Source organism: Thiomonas sp. SCN 64-16, assembly GCF_001725585.1.
Classification (GTDB): Bacteria; Pseudomonadota; Gammaproteobacteria; order Burkholderiales; family Burkholderiaceae_C; genus Thiomonas; species Thiomonas arsenitoxydans.
The window spans coordinates 21,889-37,823 of record NZ_MEGQ01000044.1 but is presented as its reverse complement, the minus strand read 5'-3'; the positions used below and the strand labels follow the sequence as shown (position 1 = coordinate 37,823).

The window sequence follows — 15,935 nt, the reverse complement described above, 5'->3', positions numbered from 1 at the left end:
AGGTGTACGGCATGAGCGGCGATGCTGAATTCGACCCGGAGAATTCGCCGCTGGTCTACGGCCCGATCAACAAGCCGCGCTGGATCTACGCCTGCTCCAAGCAGTTGATGGATCGCGTCATTGCCGGTTACGGCCAGCAGGACGGCCTGAACTACACCCTGTTCCGCCCGTTCAACTGGATCGGCGCCGGACTGGACAATATTTTTTCGGCCAAGGAAGGCAGCTCCCGCGTCGTCACCCAGTTCTTGGGCCATATCGTGCGCGGCGAAACCATCAGCCTGGTCGATGGCGGTCACCAGAAACGCGCCTTTACTGACATTGACGACGGCATCGACGCGCTGATGAAAATCATCGAAAACAAGAACGGCGTGGCCAGCGGCCAGATCTACAACATCGGCAATCCGGCCAACAATCATTCGGTGCGCGAACTCGCCGACATGATGCTGCGCCTGGCTGCCGACATGCCCGAATACGCCGAATCGGCCAAAAACGTGAAGGTGGTGGAAACCAGCTCTGGCGCGTATTACGGCGCGGGTTATCAGGACGTGCAGAACCGCGTGCCCAAAATCACCAACACCATGCGCGACCTCGACTGGACGCCCAAGGCCGACATGCAGACCGCACTGCGCAAGATTTTCGAGGCCTATCGCGGCCAAATCGCCCAGGCGCGGGCGTTGATGGAAGAAACGGGCGATTGACTCGGCGCCCCGCCACACGCGCTGCAGTGATGGCCCTGCGATTGCCCCTACAATGTCACTCGACGGGCCGCCTCGCATCGCGGCGCGGTGAACTTGGTCAGGTCGGGAACGGAGCAGCCACAGCCGTTTACCGTGAGTGCCGGGGGAACGGCTCGTCACCCCAACACTTTGCCTGCCCGCTGCGTCTGATGCGCGCTTGTTCATCGGCAACCCAAAGGCTTTTTGTCGCAGCGCTGATTCCGTGACCACCACACGCGTTCAGCGCCACAGCGGCAACTTGTGTCAAAATCCCCATCAAATCTTTCTATCGAGGTGACCATGGCTAGCGAACTGATCAAACACACCAATGACGCCGATTTCGAGCAAGACGTGCTGAAGTCCGGCGTTCCCGTTCTCGTGGACTTCTGGGCCGAGTGGTGCGGGCCTTGCCGCATGATTGCGCCCACGCTCGACGAGATGGCCAGCGAATACCAGGGCAAGCTCGCCATCATGAAGGTCAATGTGGACGAGAACCGCAGCATCCCCGCCAAGTTCGGCATTCGTGGCATTCCCACCCTGCTGCTGTTCAAGAACGGCGAACTGGCTGGCAACAAAGTGGGCGCTGCCTCCAAGTCCCAATTGACGGCTTTCGTCGACGCCCATCTATAATTTTTGATCGCGCGGTGCAGTTCGCAATCCTCAAGCATCGCACCGCGCAACACTCAGGTTGAACCGCCGCGCCAGGCAATTCAATCGCCGTGACACCCCGCCGTGCACCCTTGGCACGGCCCACATTCCCTCACGATTCTTTTAGCTGCTTGCGCGTGCTGCTCTGATGCACGCACCGTCTGACGACGGATATTGCGCAGCCTCCCCTTCCCGAGTTTTTCATCATGCATCTGTCCGAACTCAAAGCGACGCACGTCTCCAAGCTGCTTGAAATGGCGCAGTCGTTCGAGATTGAAAACGCCAGCCGCCTGCGCAAGCAGGAACTGATGTTTGCCATCCTCAAAAAGCACGCCCGCACTGGCGAGCAGGTGTTCGGCGACGGCTGCCTTGAAGTTCTGCCGGACGGCTTCGGCTTTCTGCGGGCGCCCGAGTCGAGCTATATGGCGTCGCCCGACGACATCTACATCTCACCCAGCCAGATCCGCCGTTTCAATCTGCACACTGGCGACTCCATCGAGGGTGAGGTGCGTGTACCCAAGGATGGCGAGCGTTACTTTGCCTTGGTGAAGGTCGACCGCGTCAACGGCGTGACCCCGGAGGAGAACAAGAACAAGATCATGTTCGAGAACCTCACGCCGCTGTTCCCCACGGAGCACATGCGTCTGGAGCGCGACATCAAGGGGGAAGAGAACATCATCGGCCGCGTGATCGACATCGTGGCCCCGATCGGCAAGGGGCAGCGCGGTCTGCTGGTCGCCCCGCCCAAAAGCGGCAAGACCGTGATGCTGCAGGCGCTTGCGCATGCCATCACCAACAATCATCCTGAAGTGGTGCTCATCGTGCTGTTGATCGACGAGCGCCCGGAAGAAGTGACCGAAATGCAGCGCTCGGTGCGGGGAGAAGTGGTCAGTTCCACTTTCGACGAGCCGGCTGTACGCCATGTGCAGGTCGCCGAAATGGTGATCGAAAAAGCCAAGCGTCTGGTAGAACTGAAAAAAGATGTGGTCATTCTGCTCGACTCCATCACTCGCTTGGCGCGGGCATACAACACCGTCATTCCAACCTCCGGCAAGATTTTGACCGGCGGGGTTGATGCCAACGCCCTGCAACGCCCCAAGCGCTTTTTTGGCGCGGCACGCAATATCGAAGAGGGTGGATCGCTGACCATCATCGGCACCGCGCTGGTCGATACCGGCAGCCGCATGGACGAAGTGATCTACGAAGAATTCAAGGGCACCGGCAATATGGAAATCCATCTGGATCGCCGTCTGTCGGAGAAGCGCGTTTATCCCGCCATGCTCATCAACCGCTCGGGCACACGCCGCGAGGAACTGCTGCTCAAGCCCGAAATCCTGCAAAAAGCCTGGATTCTGCGCAAGCTGCTCTATCCCATGGACGAGATTCAGGCGATGGAATTTCTGCTCGACAAGATGAAGCAGACCAAGAACAACGCCGAATTCTTCGATCTGATGCGCCGAGGCGGTTGATCGCCCGAAAAATCTGCGACAATGTTGCGTTTTGCCAAGTACCGACTGTTTGCAACAGCCGCATGCAGCGCTCGTTTGCAACAAGCCCAGGCGTCGGCGGCTAGCGTTTGATCGTCAAGATCGTTACCCAAGGAACCCCCATGAAATCAGGAATCCACCCCCAGTACCGCGAAGTCTGCTTCCTCGACCTGTCCACTGGTTCGCAGATTCTCATCTCGTCCACCGCGCAGACCCGCGAAACCATCAAGCTCGACGACGGCCGTGAGGTTCCCCTGTACAAGGTGGAAACCAGCGCCGAATCGCATCCGTTCTATACCGGTCAACAAAAGAGCATCGATACGCTGGGCGGCCGCGTCGAGAAGTTCCGCCAGAAGTTCGCCAAGGCCGCGGGCAAGGCCTGAGGCGCATCGCGCGCCTTTCGCGCCACGGGGTTGTACGCAGCAACCCCTGAGTTTCACCGCACAACGGGCAGCCTGGCTGCCCGTTGTTGTTTCCCACGCATCCGCCCTTCTCATCCGCTACCGCACTCGCCATGAGTTCGCCGTTTTCTCACGGACAGACCCGCAGACCGCCGGCGCGCCCCTCGCTGCAGCCCGGTGCGGTGGGCAAACTGTCGCGGCCGCTGCTTTTGCTTCTGTGTGCGGCCTACCTTCTTCCGGGATTCATCGGTCGCGATCCCTGGCGCACGGATGGCCTGAGTTTTGCGGTGATGTGGCAGATGGCGCAGGGTCTCACGTCCTGGTTTCATCCCACGCTTTACGGGCAGGCGGTCAGTGGCGGCTGGCTGGCCCACTGGCTGGGGGCGGGATCGATACAACTCCTGGGTTCCTGGCTGGGGCCGGTGCTCGCGTCGCGGCTGCCGTTCATGCTGGCATTAGCGGCGAGCATGAGCCTGACGTGGTACGCCGCCTTTCACTTCGCCCGCCACGACGACGCCCAACCGGTGCGGCCCGCGTTTGGTCCGCCCATCGCTCCCAACGACTATGCCCGCGCCATTGCCGATGGGGTACTGCTGACCTTACTGGCCACGCTGGGCCTGTTGGGGCGCGGTCACGAAGCCTCGACCCAGGTCGTGCAACTCGCCGCGGTGAGCGGCGTTTTGCTGGGGGTATCACTGCTGCCGCGAAAACCCTGGAAATCGGCCAGTCTGATCGCCACGGGCTTGCTGTGTCTGGCGCTGACGGCGGCGGGATGGTTTGCCCTGCTGCTGAGTTTTACGCTCGGTCTCGTGCTGTGGGGCAGTCTGCGCCGCGCCAACTGGGCACTCATGCTGGCGTTGGCGATCGGTGTGTTGTCAGCACTGTGGGCCGAATCGCAGATGGGGTGGATGCTGCGAGGCAAATGGCCTGATCTGGATACTCTGGCCAACTTCTTTCGCATCGGGCTGTGGTTCACCTGGCCAGCCTGGCCGCTGGCCGCATGGGGCTTGTGGCGCTGGCGTGAGTCCCTGCTGGCCTGGCATCTGCGGCCCGCCTGGGCTCTTGCAGCCCTGGCCTTGCTGAGCGCGCTGGCGCTGGGCAACAACGACAAGGTTTTTCTGTTGGCCCTGCCGCCCCTGGCCATTCTGTCGGGATTCGCGCTGCCGGTGTTGCGCCGCGCGGGCCTGGCAGCGATCGACTGGTTTGCCGTGCTGTTCTACAGCCTGCTGGCCTTGGTGGTCTGGGTCATGTGGCTGGCCATGTTTATCGGCTGGCCGGCCAAGCCGGCCGCCAATATTGCACGGCTGGCGCCGGGCTTTCAATTCAGTCTCGACCCCGTCGCCCTGGCGATCTCGCTGTTCGCCACTCTGGCCTGGGGTGCGGTGGTTGTTTGGCGTACCGGCCGCCACCGTCACCCCTTGTGGAAGGGCATGGTGTTGTCGGCCAGCGGCGTGACCCTGGCCTGGGTGCTGGTGGGCAGCTTGTGGATGCCAGTTCTGAACTATGCGAGCACCTACCGCAACGTGGGGCGCGAGGTCGCGCATGCGGTGCAGAGCGCCAGCGCGCTGTCGATGCAGGTCGGCTCGCCCTGCCTGCAGCCTATGGCCATCGATCTGACCACACAGGCGCTGATCGGCTACTGGAGCCGGCTCGATTTCTCCGCCTCGCGCACGGCGCAATGCACCTATGCGCTGGGGGCCCGCGCGCCGCTGCCTGCGTCGCAGTGGCGTCTGATCTGGCGCGGCGGCCGTCCGGGGGATCGCGGCGGCACGCTCTATCTGTACCAACGTCTCGTGCCTTCACGCCCCTGAGCCGTTTCCCATGCGTCCTCTGCGCAACCTGTTGCGTCTGGCGGTGAGTGTGCTCATTGGCCAGCTTGCCGTCATCGGCTTCGGTGTGGCCGATACGGTGATGCTGGGGCACTTCGCTTCCACGGCCAGTCTGGCCACTCTGTCCATCGGGCAGGCAATTTACATCACCTTATTCGTCTCGCTCTCCGGGGTCACCCAGTCCCTCTTGCCCACGCTCGGGCGAGGGTTCGGTGCGGGCCAGCCCGCCGCGGTGGGGGCCAGTTTCCGCCAGGGACTCTGGCTGGCCGGAGGTCTTTGCGCTCTGGGCATCGCGGTGCTGCTCTGGCCGCAGCCACTGCTGGCGTTGACCGGGCAGGCGCGCGATGCGACGGTTGATCGCTATCTGGCGATTCTCGCTCTCGGCCTACCGGCGGCTCTCGCCTTTCGGGTGCACGCCGCGCTCAGCCAGGCCATTTCGCGCCCCTTGCTCACCGCCGCCCTGCAGATCGGGGGCCTGGGCGTCAAGCTGTTGCTCAATGCCGTGTTTCTACTGCCCGGGCAATTTGGCCTGCACGGCATGACGCCGCTGGGCGCGGAGGGCTGCGCCGCCGCCACCGTGCTGACTCAATATGGGCTGCTTGCCGTGGCGCTGCTGCAGCACCGCTACAGCGCCGCGCTGCGTCCCTATGCCGCGCTCTCGCGCTGGGAGTGGCCCAACTGGAAGGCGCAAGCGCATTTGCTGCGTCTGGGCGGGCCGATTGGCCTGAGCCTGCTGGTCGAAGTGTCGGCGTTCACCTTCATGGCGCTGTTCATCGCTAGGTTGGGAGACACCGTGCTGGCGGCCCACCAGATCACCGCCAGCTTCGCCACCGTGCTCTATATGCTGCCGCTGTCCATTTCCATCGCTACGGGCTCGGTAGTGGCCCAGCATCTGGGCGCCGGCCATACCCGGGCCGCGCGGCACACGGCCTGGAGCGGCGTGGGGGCTGCTGCGCTGCTCTCCGTCATCATCGGTCTGGTCGTCTGGCTGGAACGCGGGCGCATCATCGGCTGGTACACCTCCGACCCGCAGGTGCAGGCCGTGGCTTATCACCTGTTCCTGTTCATCGCGCTCTATCAGGTGTTCGACGCGGTGCAGTCCACCAGCGCCTTCATCCTGCGCTCGTACCATATCGCTCTGCTGCCCAGTATGTTGTACGCGCTGTCACTATGGGGGGTCGGCCTGGGGGGCGGCTATCTGCTGGGATTCAACACGCTGGGCATCACCCCGCCCGCGCTGCAAGGCGCCGCCGGATTCTGGATGGGCAACACCACCGGACTGGCGATCGCGGCAAGCTGCTTTTCCGCGCTGTTGTGGCGCGCGGCTCGCAGGGCTCCAGGGTAGTTTTTCGGCACACAAAAAAACGCCGCGGACTTCGCAGTCGCGCGGCGCCTTGGTCATGCTGAAAGGGCCGGAGTCGGCATCAATCTTTGTTGTGCAGGCCCTTGGTCCAGGCTTCCATGGCTTCGTTGGCAGGAGCCATCGGCGCCTCGAGGAAGGTGACTACAAACTTGTCGCCCATATCGGCAATGCCGATGGAACGGGGACGCACCGCCAGCACCATGGGGTTGGGCAGCGCGATGCCGAAGCAGAAAATCACTTCGGCTGCGGCCTTGATCTCCGGCGCAATGGTGCCGCCGATGTTGGTGGTGTGTTCGAAATGGTCGAACACGGCGATGAATTTCACCTTGGGGTTGGCCGCGATCTTTTCCTTGAAATACGCCACCACTTCATCGACCGTGGTGTAACGCGTTTCGGATTTGGAAACTTCGGCAACGTAAACGGGATATTTTTCCTGCAGCAGGGTTTGTTTCATGGGAACTCCGGGATGGCGCGCAGACAGGTCAGCGCTGAGGTGAATGAACAACCGAGTAATTTACTCGGATAGAAACGTTCGCATATCAGCATGGATCAAATTTCGCGGCGGGCGCGCATGAGAAAACGTAGGGCCGTCCCAAGTTTTCTCCGCCTCGCGGCTTGCAAGCCGCTCGGATTCGGATCCGTCCAAGCTGCCGCAGGGCAGCTTGGAGCCGCGGGCCTCATCCCCCTCGGGGGGCCTGGCGCGAAAGCGACAGGTCTGGGGGCTCTCAAACCGATTGCAAAGACTCCAGCTGTTCGCCCAGTTCGAGCCAGCGCTCTTCCAACGCGCCGATGCGCTCGGCCAGGGCGTGATGCCGCCGCCCCTGCTCTACCCGTTCGGCGGCTGGCGTATCCGGGCGCGCCAGCGCGGCCTCGATAGCGGTGCGCTCGGCTTCGAGCTGACGCAGCTCTTGTTCGACCCGAGTGAACTCGGCCTTGACCGGCTTGAGCTGTTGCGCGCGCTGCTGCCGCTGCTCGGCCTGCTGGCGGCGCGCTTCTTTGCGGTCGGCGGCGGGCAAGGGTTCGTCTGCGGCGGCGCCGGGCGGCTTCGGCTTGTCCTGCGCCGCGCTTTGCCGCTGCGCGGTGCGCGAGAGCGCCCATTGCTGATAGTCGTCGAGACTGCCGTCGAAATCTCGAACCTGACCGTCGGCCACCAGCCAGAATGCGTCGCAGGTGGCGCGCAGCAAGGCCCGGTCGTGCGACACCAGCAGCACGGTGCCCGCGAAGTCCTGCAAGGCCATGGCGAGCGCCTCGCGGGTGGGGAGATCGAGGTGGTTGGTCGGCTCGTCGAGCAGCAGCAGATTGGGTTTGCGCCAGATCACCAGGGCCAGCGCCAGCCGCGCTTTTTCGCCGCCGGAAAAGCTTCCGCAGGCGCGGGTCATCATGTCGCCGTCGAACTGATAGCGTCCGAGCCAGTTGCGCCATTCCTGCTCCGTGGTGTTGGGGGCGATGTCGCGCGCCAGTCGCTGCATGTGCTGCAGGGGCGACTCATCCAGCCGCAGCACATCCACTTCCTGCTGCGCGAAGTAGCCGATCACCAACCCTTTGCCTTCTCGGCGGTGCCCGGCCCGCAGGGGCAACACCCCGGCCAGCGTTTTCACCAGCGTGGACTTGCCCTGCCCGTTCGCCCCCAGAATGCCGATGCGCAGCCCACCGGTGATGTCGCGCGCCACCGAGCGCAACACCGGCGGATCGCCGTAGCCGCAATCGGCCTCGCTCAAGGTGAGCAACTGCTGCGGCAGGCTCAGCGGCTCCAGCAGTTCAATGCGCAGCGCCCCGCTCAGATAGACCGGCGCCAGCCGCTCCATGCGCTCGAGCGCTTTCATGCGGCTCTGCGCCTGCCGCGCCTTGGTCGCTTTGGCGCGGAAGCGTTCGACAAAGCGTGTCAGCCGCGCGATGTCTTGCTGCTGGCGGGCAAACGCCGCTTGCTGCTGCATGAGTTTTTCGGCGCGCTGCTCTTCGAACAGGGTGTAATTGCCGCCGTAGCGGGTGAGCTTGCCGCCGTCGAGATGCACGGTGACGCGGCACACCGCGTCGAGAAATTCGCGGTCGTGCGAAATGACCAGCAGCAGACCGGGATAGCGTGCCAGCCATTGCTCCAGCCAGACCAGGGCGTCGAGATCGAGGTGATTGGTCGGCTCGTCGAGCAGCAGACAGTCGCTGGGCGCGAACAGCGCCTGCGCCAAGGCCAGCCGCATGCGCCAACCGCCGGAGAACTGCATCACCGGCTTGCGCAACTCGGCCATGCTGAACCCCAGGCCGAGCAGCAAGGCTTCGGCGCGGGCGCGGGCGGTATAGCCGTCGGCCAGTTCAAACGCATGCTGCGCTTCGGCCAGGGCATGACCCGAGGCTTCGTCATGTTCGGGCGCGGCCATGGCGGCCTGCAGCGCCTGCTGCGCGGCTTGCAGAGCCACATCGCCTTGCAGCACGAAATCGGTCGCGGTGCCGTCGGAGTCGGGAACATCTTGCGCCACCGTGGCCAGGCGCCAGTTCGCTGGCTTTTCCAACTTGCCCGCATCTTCATTCAGGCCGCCGAGCAGCAAGGCGAACAAAGACGTTTTCCCCGCGCCGTTCACCCCCACCAGGCCGACCTTGTCGCCGGGGTGCAGGGTCAGGCTGGCGTGATCGAGCACCACCTGAATGCCGCGGCGCAAGACGATGTCGGTGAGCCGGATCATGCTCCCGCTCCGGGCGCGAAGGCGAGTCGCAAATCGTCCGCCGTCAGCACGCACACGCCTTCAGCATGCAGCTCGGTCTCCAGCCAGATCGCGGGTAGCGTGGGAAACGCGGCCTCGAAAGCCGCGCGCTCGTTGCCGACTTCCAGCACCACGATGCCCCGCGCTGAAAGGTGCGCGGGCGCGTCGTGCAGAAAACGTCGCACCAGATCCATGCCGTCCGCACCGCCCGCCAGCGCCATCTCCGGCTCATGGCGATATTCTTCGGGCAGGGCCCGCATGCTGGCGGCCGGCACATACGGCGGGTTGCACAGCACCAAGTCGTAGGCCTGGGACGGTGCAGCAGCGAGCGAGGCCCAGAGGTCGGAGGCGATGAGCCGCAGCCGGTGCTGCAGGGCGTAGGTCTCGCGGTTGATCTCGGCCACGGCCAGCGCGTCGGCAGAAAGATCGACGGCGTCCACCTGCGCATCGTTCCAGACGAGCGCGGCCAGAATGGCCAGGCAACCAGAGCCTGTGCACATATCGAGCACGCGGTAAGGCGGTTCGGTCAGCCAGGGGTCGAGCGCGCCTTCATCGAGCAGTTCGGCAATGAAAGATCGCGGCACGATAACGCGCGGATCGACCACGAAGCGCAAGCCCACCAGCCATGCCTCGCCCAGCAGATAGGCCAGGGGCTGCCGGGTGGCGATGCGCTGCGCTGTCACCGTCTCGATCTGAAGCGCCTGCTGCGCGGTCAGGGATTGATGGGCGTAAGTAGCAAAATCACCGGCCTCGCTCGCAGGCAAGCCCGCGGCGTGCAGCACCAGCCAGGCGGCCTCGTCTTCTGCGCTGGCGCAGCCATGTCCGTAGTCGAGATCAGCGGATTGCAGCGCCTGAGCCGCCAACGCCCAGGCTGTGCCCAAGGTGCGAGCGGCTGAAATCGCCCCCGTTCGTTGCTCCGGCGGCGTCATGCCACCAAGGCCTCGAGGGTGCGGCGATAGATATTTTTGAGCGGGTCGATGGCGTCTACTTCGACCCATTCGTCGATCTTGTGAATGCTGGCATTCACCGGCCCGAACTCGACGACTTGCGGGCAGATCTTGGCGATGAACCGGCCGTCGGAGGTGCCCCCGGTGGTGGACAACTCGGCCGCGATGCCGGTCTCGGCGTGAATGGCCGATTGCAGCGCGGCGGAGAGCGCGCCGGGCGCCGTCAGGAAGGGTTCGCCGCCCAGCGTCCAGTCGAGCGTGTAGTTCAGCGCGTGGCGGTCGAGGGTGGCGTGGACGCGCTGCTTGAGCTGATCGGGCGTGGACTCGGTGGAAAAGCGAAAGTTGAAATCCACCACCAGTTCGCCCGGAATGACATTGGTCGCCCCGGTCCCCGCATTAATATTGGACATCTGCCAGGAAGTCGGCGGGAAGTAGGCGTTGCCTGCATCCCAGGTGAGGGCCGCCAATTCAGCCAGGGCGGGCACGGCGAGATGAACGGGGTTTTTCGCCAGATGCGGATAGGCGATATGCCCCTGCACGCCACGCACCGTGAGCCGACCAGAGAGCGAACCGCGCCGCCCGTTCTTGATCACGTCGCCCAGCTTCGCGGTGGAGGTAGGCTCGCCCACGATGCACCAGTCCAGACGCTGGCCGCGCGCCGTCAGCAGCTCACACACCTTGACCGTGCCATCGCGCGCCGGGCCTTCCTCGTCACTGGTGAGCAAAAAGGCGATCGCATGGCTCGGTTGGGGATGGGCCGCCAGAAACTCCTCCACCGCCACCACCATGGCGGCCAGCGAGGTTTTCATGTCGGCGGCTCCGCGGCCATACAGCTTGCCATCGCGCACCGTCGGGGTGAACGGCGGGCTTTGCCACTGATCCAGCGGCCCAGTGGGCACGACGTCGGTATGGCCGGCAAACACGAGCACGGCGGCATCCGCCTTGGAACCCGGGCGCAGCGCCCAAAGATTGGTCACGCGAAAGTCGGGCGGGCCGCTCTCCACGGTTTCGCAAACAAAGCCCAGCGCTTGCAAACGGTCGCGCAGCACCTGCTGACAACCTTCGTCTTGCGGAGTGATGGAATGGCGGGAAATCAGGTCATGGACCAGGGATTGAGTGGGAGACATGCGGCAAATGGGGAGCGCCCGGCCTCGCCTTCAGCGCGGCGAGTCCAGGTCGAGGGTGATTTCAGTGAATGAGGGCGTATCGTCCTCGATCGCCTCGGCGGGCGCCGCCTGCTTGCGCAGCGTCGAGTCGTTTTCCAAACGCCAGAGCAGATTGGTCGGCGAATCGGCGTAGGCCAGCGCTTCTTCGCGGCTGACTACGCCGTCGATCACCATGGCGGCCAGCGCCTGCTCGAAGGTCTGCGAGCCTTCGGCCATGGACTTTTCCATCGCTTCCTTGACACCGGAAAAGTCGCCCTTCTCGATCAACTCGCGCACGAGCTGGGTGTTGAGCATGATTTCCACAGCGGGCGTCAGCCCTCCGGCGGTCGCCCGCAGGAGCCGTTGCGACACAATGCCCCGCAGGCCCGAAGCCATATCGTTGAACAACGCGGCGCGCTGATCCATGGGATAGAAGCCCACAATGCGATTGAGCGCCTGATAGCTGTTGTTGGCGTGCAGTGTGGCCAGGCAGAGATGGCCCGAGAGCGAGTACTGCAGGGCGGCACTCATCGTGGCCTGATCGCGGATTTCGCCAATCATGATGCAGTCGGGCGCCTGCCGCAGCGCGTTTTTCAGGCCCACCGCCAAAGACTCGGTGTCGATGCCTACTTCGCGCTGATTGACGATCGATTTGCGATTGGAGAACAGATATTCGATCGGCTCTTCAAGGGTGAGAATATGCCCGGTTTTGTTGGCATTGCGATAGTCGATCATCGCTGCCAGCGTGGTGCTCTTGCCCGCGCCGGTCGAGCCCACCATGAGCAGCAGGCCGTGCTTTTCCATCACCAGATCGGCCAGCACGCCGGGCAGATTCAGCGATTCCAGCGCCGGAATTTCTCCGGGGATGTAGCGCACCACCATCGCCACGCTGCCGCGCTGACGGAACGCGCTGATGCGAAAGCTCCCCAGCCCCGGCCGCGGCAACCCCAAGTTGAGTTCGCCGGTGCGGGTGACCTCCGCGGCCCGCTCATGCCCCACGGCTTCAGCCAGTAGCCGGAAGGGCTCCTCTGGCGTGAGAACCTGCCGGTTCACTGCCACCGCATGACCATTGATGCGGATGAGGATGGGGGCATGCGGACTGATGTAGATATCGGAGGCTTTCTTCTCCGCCATCAGCTTGAACAAGCGCTCCATTGCCGACATACACCCCCCTAGTTGTTTGAAACTGCAGATTCGCGCAGGCTGCGCTCAGGTCCGCAGCAGTTCGTTGATGCTGGTCTTGGAGCGCGTCTGCGCATCCACCCGTTTGACGATCACGGCGCAGTACAAGCTGTATTTGCCATCGCTGCTGGGCAGGTTGCCGCTGACCACCACTGAACCCTCGGGAATGCGGCCATAGCTCACTTCGCCAGTGGCGCGGTCGTAAATCTTGGTCGATTTACCGATGTAAACGCCCATCGAAATGACACAGTTGTCTTCGACGATCACACCCTCCACCACCTCCGAGCGCGCACGAGCCCACGGTGGCCCAGGTATCGACCATCGTGCCCTCGTCCACATAAGCGCCGATGTTCACATACGACGGCATGAGCACCACATTGGGCGCGATGTAAGAGCCATGCCGGGCCACGGCCGGCGGCACCACGCGCACCCCGGTGGCGCGCATCTGCGCTTCGTCGAGGTTGTGAAACTTGGTCTGCACCTTGTCGAAAAAGTGCAGATCGCCGGCCTGCATGGCCACGTTGTCGTGCAGACGGAAGCTCAGAAGCACGGCCTTTTTCAGCCACTGGTGCGTCACCCACTCGCCGCCCACGCGCTCGGCCACCCGCAGTTTGCCCACGTTAAGCTGGTCGATCACATGGCTGACCGCCTCGCGCAGTTCCGCCGGGGCATTGGCCGGGCTGTATTCGGTGCGGTTTTCCCAGGCCTGGTCGATAAGGGTCTGCAGTTGTTGCGTCATGGTGAAGGTCTTTGTGAGTGGATCGGTTCAGAACAATAGGCGGCAATACGGCGGGCGGCTTCGACGCATTCTTCCAGCGGGGCCACCAGCGCCATACGAATACGACCGCGCCCCGGATTGACGCCGCCCTGCTCCCGCGCCAGATAGCTGCCCGGCAAAACGGTGACATTGTATTTTTCGAGCAGCCCGCGGGAAAACTGCGCATCGTCGCCCGGCGTAGCCGCCCAGAGGTAGAACCCGGCATCGGGCAATTGCACGTCGAGTACCGGCTGCAAAATCGGCAGCACGGCGGCGAATTTTTCGCGGTACAGCGCGCGGTTGTGCTCGACATGCGTTTCATCGTTCCAGGCCACGGCACTTGCGGCCTGCACAGCCGGCCCCATCGCGCTGCCGTGGTAGGTGCGATAGCGGGTGAAGGCCGCGATCAGCTTGGCATCGCCCGCGACAAAGCCGGAGCGCAGACCGGGCACGTTCGAGCGCTTGGAAAGCGAGGTGAAAAACAGCAGGTTGCGAAAGTCCGTCCGCCCCAGTTGCCATGCGGCTTCCAGTCCGCCCAGCGGAGGCTGCGCGCCGAACCAGATTTCTGAATAGCACTCGTCGCTGGCAATGACAAAACCGTGCCGGTCGGACAACTCGAACAGCAACTTCCACTCTTCCAGGGGCATGACCGCGCCTGTGGGATTGCCCGGCGAGCAAACGTAGAGCAACTGCGTGCGCTGCCACACCGCCTCGGGCACTGCCGCCCAATCGACCGCGAAATTGCGCTGCGCATCCACCGCGGCGAAATACGGCTGCGCGCCAGCGAGCAACGCAGCACCTTCATAGATTTGATAGAACGGATTGGGACAAACCACCGTGGCCCCGGCCCGGCTCGCGTCCACCACGGTCTGCGCGATGGCGAACAGCGCCTCCCGCGATCCGTTGATCGGCAGCACCTGCGTCTGCCCGTTCAGCGGCACACCGTAGCGCCGGCTCGCCCATTGCGCGCACGCCTCCCGCAGTTCCACCGTGCCGATTGTGCTCGGATAGACCGCCAGGCCATCGAGATGGGCGGCCAGGGCGTCGCGAATAAAGGTCGGGGTGGGATGCTTGGGTTCGCCTATACCCAGGCTGATCGCAGGCCACTGCGCGGGCGTCGTCACTCCCTGGTGGAGCGCGCGCAGTTTTTCAAACGGATAGGGCTGAAGCAGGTCGAGGCGAGGGTTCACGGCAAGCGCTGGGACGGGATGGCGAAAGGCGCTGCCATTCTACGGAGCCCTGCGCAGGCGCAAACCGGGCGGTGTCACAGAAATTTTCAGTCTGGCGAGCGGATCCGCTGTCATCACGGCACGTGGAATGGCGTTACAGAGGCTAAGACCCCGTTTTCGACCGAAACCCCACCGCCAGAACCGGCCCACTATGCTATGGATCATGCTTACGCCCTCTCCCCAGCGCTCGTGATCGACACCTCGCAACACGATTCGGTCGCACTCAACCGTTTTTGCACCGAGGTGCGCGTGCGTGCCACCCGCATGGCGCTGATCGAATTGCGCGACGCCGCCCTGGCTGCCGACGTGGTGCAGGACAGCCTGCTCAAACTGGTGAGCAACTACAAGCTGCGGCCAGCGGAGGAATGGGCGCCGCTGTTCTACAGCATTCTGCGCAACCGCATCACCGATATGCACCGTCGGCGCAAGGTGGAGAAGATTTTCGATTTTTTCTTCTCCAGCGACGAAGAAGAGGATCAACCGCCCAGCTGGGAGCAGATTGCCGACACCGCCCTCGGCCCGGAGCAGGAAGTCGCCAACGGCCAGCTTGCCGGACGTATTGCCGATGCCATTTCCGCCCTGAGCCCGCGGCAGCGCGAGGCGTTTCTGCTGCGCGAAATGGAAGGTTTGTCCATCGTGGACACGGCGGCGGCGATGAAAGTCAGTGAAGGCAGCGTCAAAACGCACCACATGCGCGCGCTCACCCGCTTGAGGGAATTGCTTGAATCCGACCATCCCGCTAAAGTTTGAACTGCCTGAATCAGGTGACATCATGACGACCCGCAACCATCTCACTTCCGCTCAGATCGACCACTATCGCAGTGGTCTGGCGTCGGCTGAACAGGCGGCGCATATCGAAGCTCATCTGAAAAATTGTCCTCAGTGCCAGCAAGAGTTGCAGTTCGGCCAACAGCTGAGCCAACTTCTGGCGCCCCTGCCCCAGCTTGCCGCACGCTTGCCGCGCCGATCTTCTCGCACCGTGCGCTGGCCCCGGGTGTTTGCCGCAGGCATGGCCACCGCTTCGCTGGCTTTGGCGGTGTTCATCAGCGTGCCGCACCTCGCAGGCAGCAACGGGGCTTATCCGGGTGGATTTGACTCCCAGTCACTCAGCCCGCAGGTGGCTGACGCGGTTCAGAACATCGAGTTCTATCAGTGGCTTTCCAATCACCCGCAAATGCTGCAACAGGGGCTGCAAAATGGCAATCCGGCTTGAGCGCCATTCGACCCAATCGCGCGCCCAATTTCGCGTCCAACTGCGTAAGGCAAGACTCACCGCGGCGGCCATCGCCATCTCTGCGTTTGGAGTGATGGTGATGGCACCGACGGCCTCTGCAAATCAGCGCGATGGCCAAGGCGCATACCAGCAGTGGGAGCGCATGCCGCCACAGCAGCGCGAGCGCATTCTGCAGGAGCAAGAGCGCTTCAAGCGCCTTCCGCCCAGCGAGCAGGAGCGGCTGCGGCGTGAGTACCAGCAGCGGCGCCAATAAAGCGAGCTCGAATAACCCGCCGTCCTTGAACCACCCTGAGCTGTTCGCTGC

15 protein-coding genes, 1 other RNA gene and 1 pseudogene are annotated in these 15,935 nt (G+C 63.5%); 10 read left to right on the top strand and 7 right to left on the bottom strand.

Features of this window, described 5'->3' with window-relative positions; genetic code table 11:
- From ABT24_RS12310 to ABT24_RS12280, 7 genes are all read left to right on the top strand, one after another.
- Positions 1-698: bifunctional UDP-4-keto-pentose/UDP-xylose synthase (locus ABT24_RS12310; RefSeq protein ID WP_286737910.1), on the top strand; the 698-nt coding region annotated here is incomplete at its 5' end.
- A 61-nt stretch (positions 699-759) separates the two neighbouring features.
- Positions 760-858: signal recognition particle sRNA small type (gene ffs / locus ABT24_RS12305), an RNA gene on the top strand.
- Positions 859-1,016: 158 nt separating this feature from the next.
- A complete protein-coding gene (gene trxA / locus ABT24_RS12300; RefSeq protein ID WP_013106122.1) occupies positions 1,017-1,346 on the top strand; it encodes a thioredoxin TrxA in 330 nt (109 codons plus the stop codon).
- A 224-nt stretch (positions 1,347-1,570) separates the two neighbouring features.
- Positions 1,571-2,833, top strand: a complete 1,263-nt coding sequence (rho, locus tag ABT24_RS12295) for a transcription termination factor Rho (protein WP_013106123.1) — start codon at positions 1,571-1,573, stop codon at positions 2,831-2,833.
- Positions 2,834-2,973: 140 nt separating this feature from the next.
- Positions 2,974-3,234 (top strand): type B 50S ribosomal protein L31, encoded by a 261-nt coding sequence (locus ABT24_RS12290; RefSeq protein ID WP_013106124.1) that lies wholly within the window; start codon positions 2,974-2,976, stop codon positions 3,232-3,234.
- 131 nt (positions 3,235-3,365) lie between these two features.
- Positions 3,366-5,063: a hypothetical protein gene (locus ABT24_RS12285; RefSeq protein WP_276731072.1), complete on the top strand. Its 1,698-nt coding sequence runs from the start codon at positions 3,366-3,368 to the stop codon at positions 5,061-5,063.
- A 10-nt stretch (positions 5,064-5,073) separates the two neighbouring features.
- Entirely contained in the window at positions 5,074-6,426 is a 1,353-nt protein-coding gene (locus ABT24_RS12280; RefSeq protein WP_276731075.1) for an MATE family efflux transporter, read from the top strand.
- Positions 6,427-6,505: 79 nt separating this feature from the next.
- On the opposite strand, the gene ABT24_RS12275 is transcribed toward ABT24_RS12280, so the two are convergent.
- The 7 genes and pseudogenes from ABT24_RS12275 to dapC form a co-directional block, all read right to left on the bottom strand.
- Positions 6,506-6,898 carry a DUF6858 family protein gene (locus ABT24_RS12275; RefSeq protein ID WP_013106127.1) on the bottom strand — a complete coding sequence of 131 codons (393 nt, stop codon included), beginning with the start codon at positions 6,896-6,898 and terminating at the stop codon, positions 6,506-6,508.
- A 271-nt stretch (positions 6,899-7,169) separates the two neighbouring features.
- Positions 7,170-9,119 carry an ABC-F family ATP-binding cassette domain-containing protein gene (locus ABT24_RS12270; protein WP_276731078.1) on the bottom strand — a complete coding sequence of 650 codons (1,950 nt, stop codon included), beginning with the start codon at positions 9,117-9,119 and terminating at the stop codon, positions 7,170-7,172.
- A complete protein-coding gene (prmB, locus tag ABT24_RS12265; protein WP_423837831.1) occupies positions 9,116-10,066 on the bottom strand; it encodes a 50S ribosomal protein L3 N(5)-glutamine methyltransferase in 951 nt (316 codons plus the stop codon). The genes ABT24_RS12270 and prmB overlap by 4 nt, the downstream gene beginning before the upstream one ends.
- Positions 10,063-11,211, bottom strand: a complete 1,149-nt coding sequence (gene dapE / locus ABT24_RS12260) for a succinyl-diaminopimelate desuccinylase (protein WP_276731083.1) — start codon at positions 11,209-11,211, stop codon at positions 10,063-10,065. The genes prmB and dapE overlap by 4 nt, the downstream gene beginning before the upstream one ends.
- A 30-nt stretch (positions 11,212-11,241) precedes the next feature.
- The gene (locus ABT24_RS12255; protein ID WP_013123362.1) at positions 11,242-12,393 is read right to left on the bottom strand and encodes a PilT/PilU family type 4a pilus ATPase; all 1,152 of its coding nucleotides are present in this window, start codon (positions 12,391-12,393) and stop codon (positions 11,242-11,244) included.
- 45 nt (positions 12,394-12,438) lie between these two features.
- A pseudogene (locus tag ABT24_RS12250) lies at positions 12,439-13,150 on the bottom strand (2,3,4,5-tetrahydropyridine-2,6-dicarboxylate N-succinyltransferase).
- Positions 13,147-14,358 (bottom strand): succinyldiaminopimelate transaminase, encoded by a 1,212-nt coding sequence (dapC, locus tag ABT24_RS12245; protein WP_286737907.1) that lies wholly within the window; start codon positions 14,356-14,358, stop codon positions 13,147-13,149. The pseudogene ABT24_RS12250 and the gene dapC overlap by 4 nt, the downstream one beginning before the upstream one ends.
- A gap of 195 nt (positions 14,359-14,553) precedes the next feature.
- Between dapC and ABT24_RS12240 the strand changes: the two genes are divergently transcribed.
- From ABT24_RS12240 to ABT24_RS12230, 3 genes are all read left to right on the top strand, one after another.
- Positions 14,554-15,147, top strand: a complete 594-nt coding sequence (locus ABT24_RS12240) for an RNA polymerase sigma factor (RefSeq protein WP_013123364.1) — start codon at positions 14,554-14,556, stop codon at positions 15,145-15,147.
- Positions 15,148-15,169: 22 nt separating this feature from the next.
- Positions 15,170-15,610 carry an anti-sigma factor family protein gene (locus ABT24_RS12235; protein ID WP_013123365.1) on the top strand — a complete coding sequence of 147 codons (441 nt, stop codon included), beginning with the start codon at positions 15,170-15,172 and terminating at the stop codon, positions 15,608-15,610.
- A gap of 100 nt (positions 15,611-15,710) precedes the next feature.
- Positions 15,711-15,884 (top strand): DUF3106 domain-containing protein, encoded by a 174-nt coding sequence (locus tag ABT24_RS12230; RefSeq protein ID WP_276731092.1) that lies wholly within the window; start codon positions 15,711-15,713, stop codon positions 15,882-15,884.
- Positions 15,885-15,935: the final 51 nt, after the last annotated feature.

Excerpts from the sequence above, each read along its gene's own strand:
- trxA (WP_013106122.1), top strand. The coding sequence starts at position 1,017 with ATGGCTAGCGAACTGATCAAACACACCAATGACGCCGATTTCGAGCAA.
- rho (WP_013106123.1), top strand. The coding sequence starts at position 1,571 with ATGCATCTGTCCGAACTCAAAGCGACGCACGTCTCCAAGCTGCTTGAA.
- ABT24_RS12290 (WP_013106124.1), top strand. The coding sequence starts at position 2,974 with ATGAAATCAGGAATCCACCCCCAGTACCGCGAAGTCTGCTTCCTCGAC.
- ABT24_RS12285 (WP_276731072.1), top strand. The coding sequence starts at position 3,366 with ATGAGTTCGCCGTTTTCTCACGGACAGACCCGCAGACCGCCGGCGCGC.
- ABT24_RS12280 (WP_276731075.1), top strand. The coding sequence starts at position 5,074 with ATGCGTCCTCTGCGCAACCTGTTGCGTCTGGCGGTGAGTGTGCTCATT.
- ABT24_RS12275 (WP_013106127.1), bottom strand. The coding sequence starts at position 6,898 with ATGAAACAAACCCTGCTGCAGGAAAAATATCCCGTTTACGTTGCCGAA.
- ABT24_RS12270 (WP_276731078.1), bottom strand. The coding sequence starts at position 9,119 with ATGATCCGGCTCACCGACATCGTCTTGCGCCGCGGCATTCAGGTGGTG.
- prmB (WP_423837831.1), bottom strand. The coding sequence starts at position 10,066 with ATGACGCCGCCGGAGCAACGAACGGGGGCGATTTCAGCCGCTCGCACC.
- dapE (WP_276731083.1), bottom strand. The coding sequence starts at position 11,211 with ATGTCTCCCACTCAATCCCTGGTCCATGACCTGATTTCCCGCCATTCC.
- ABT24_RS12255 (WP_013123362.1), bottom strand. The coding sequence starts at position 12,393 with ATGTCGGCAATGGAGCGCTTGTTCAAGCTGATGGCGGAGAAGAAAGCC.
- ABT24_RS12240 (WP_013123364.1), top strand. The coding sequence starts at position 14,554 with ATGGATCATGCTTACGCCCTCTCCCCAGCGCTCGTGATCGACACCTCG.
- ABT24_RS12235 (WP_013123365.1), top strand. The coding sequence starts at position 15,170 with ATGACGACCCGCAACCATCTCACTTCCGCTCAGATCGACCACTATCGC.
- ABT24_RS12230 (WP_276731092.1), top strand. The coding sequence starts at position 15,711 with ATGGCACCGACGGCCTCTGCAAATCAGCGCGATGGCCAAGGCGCATAC.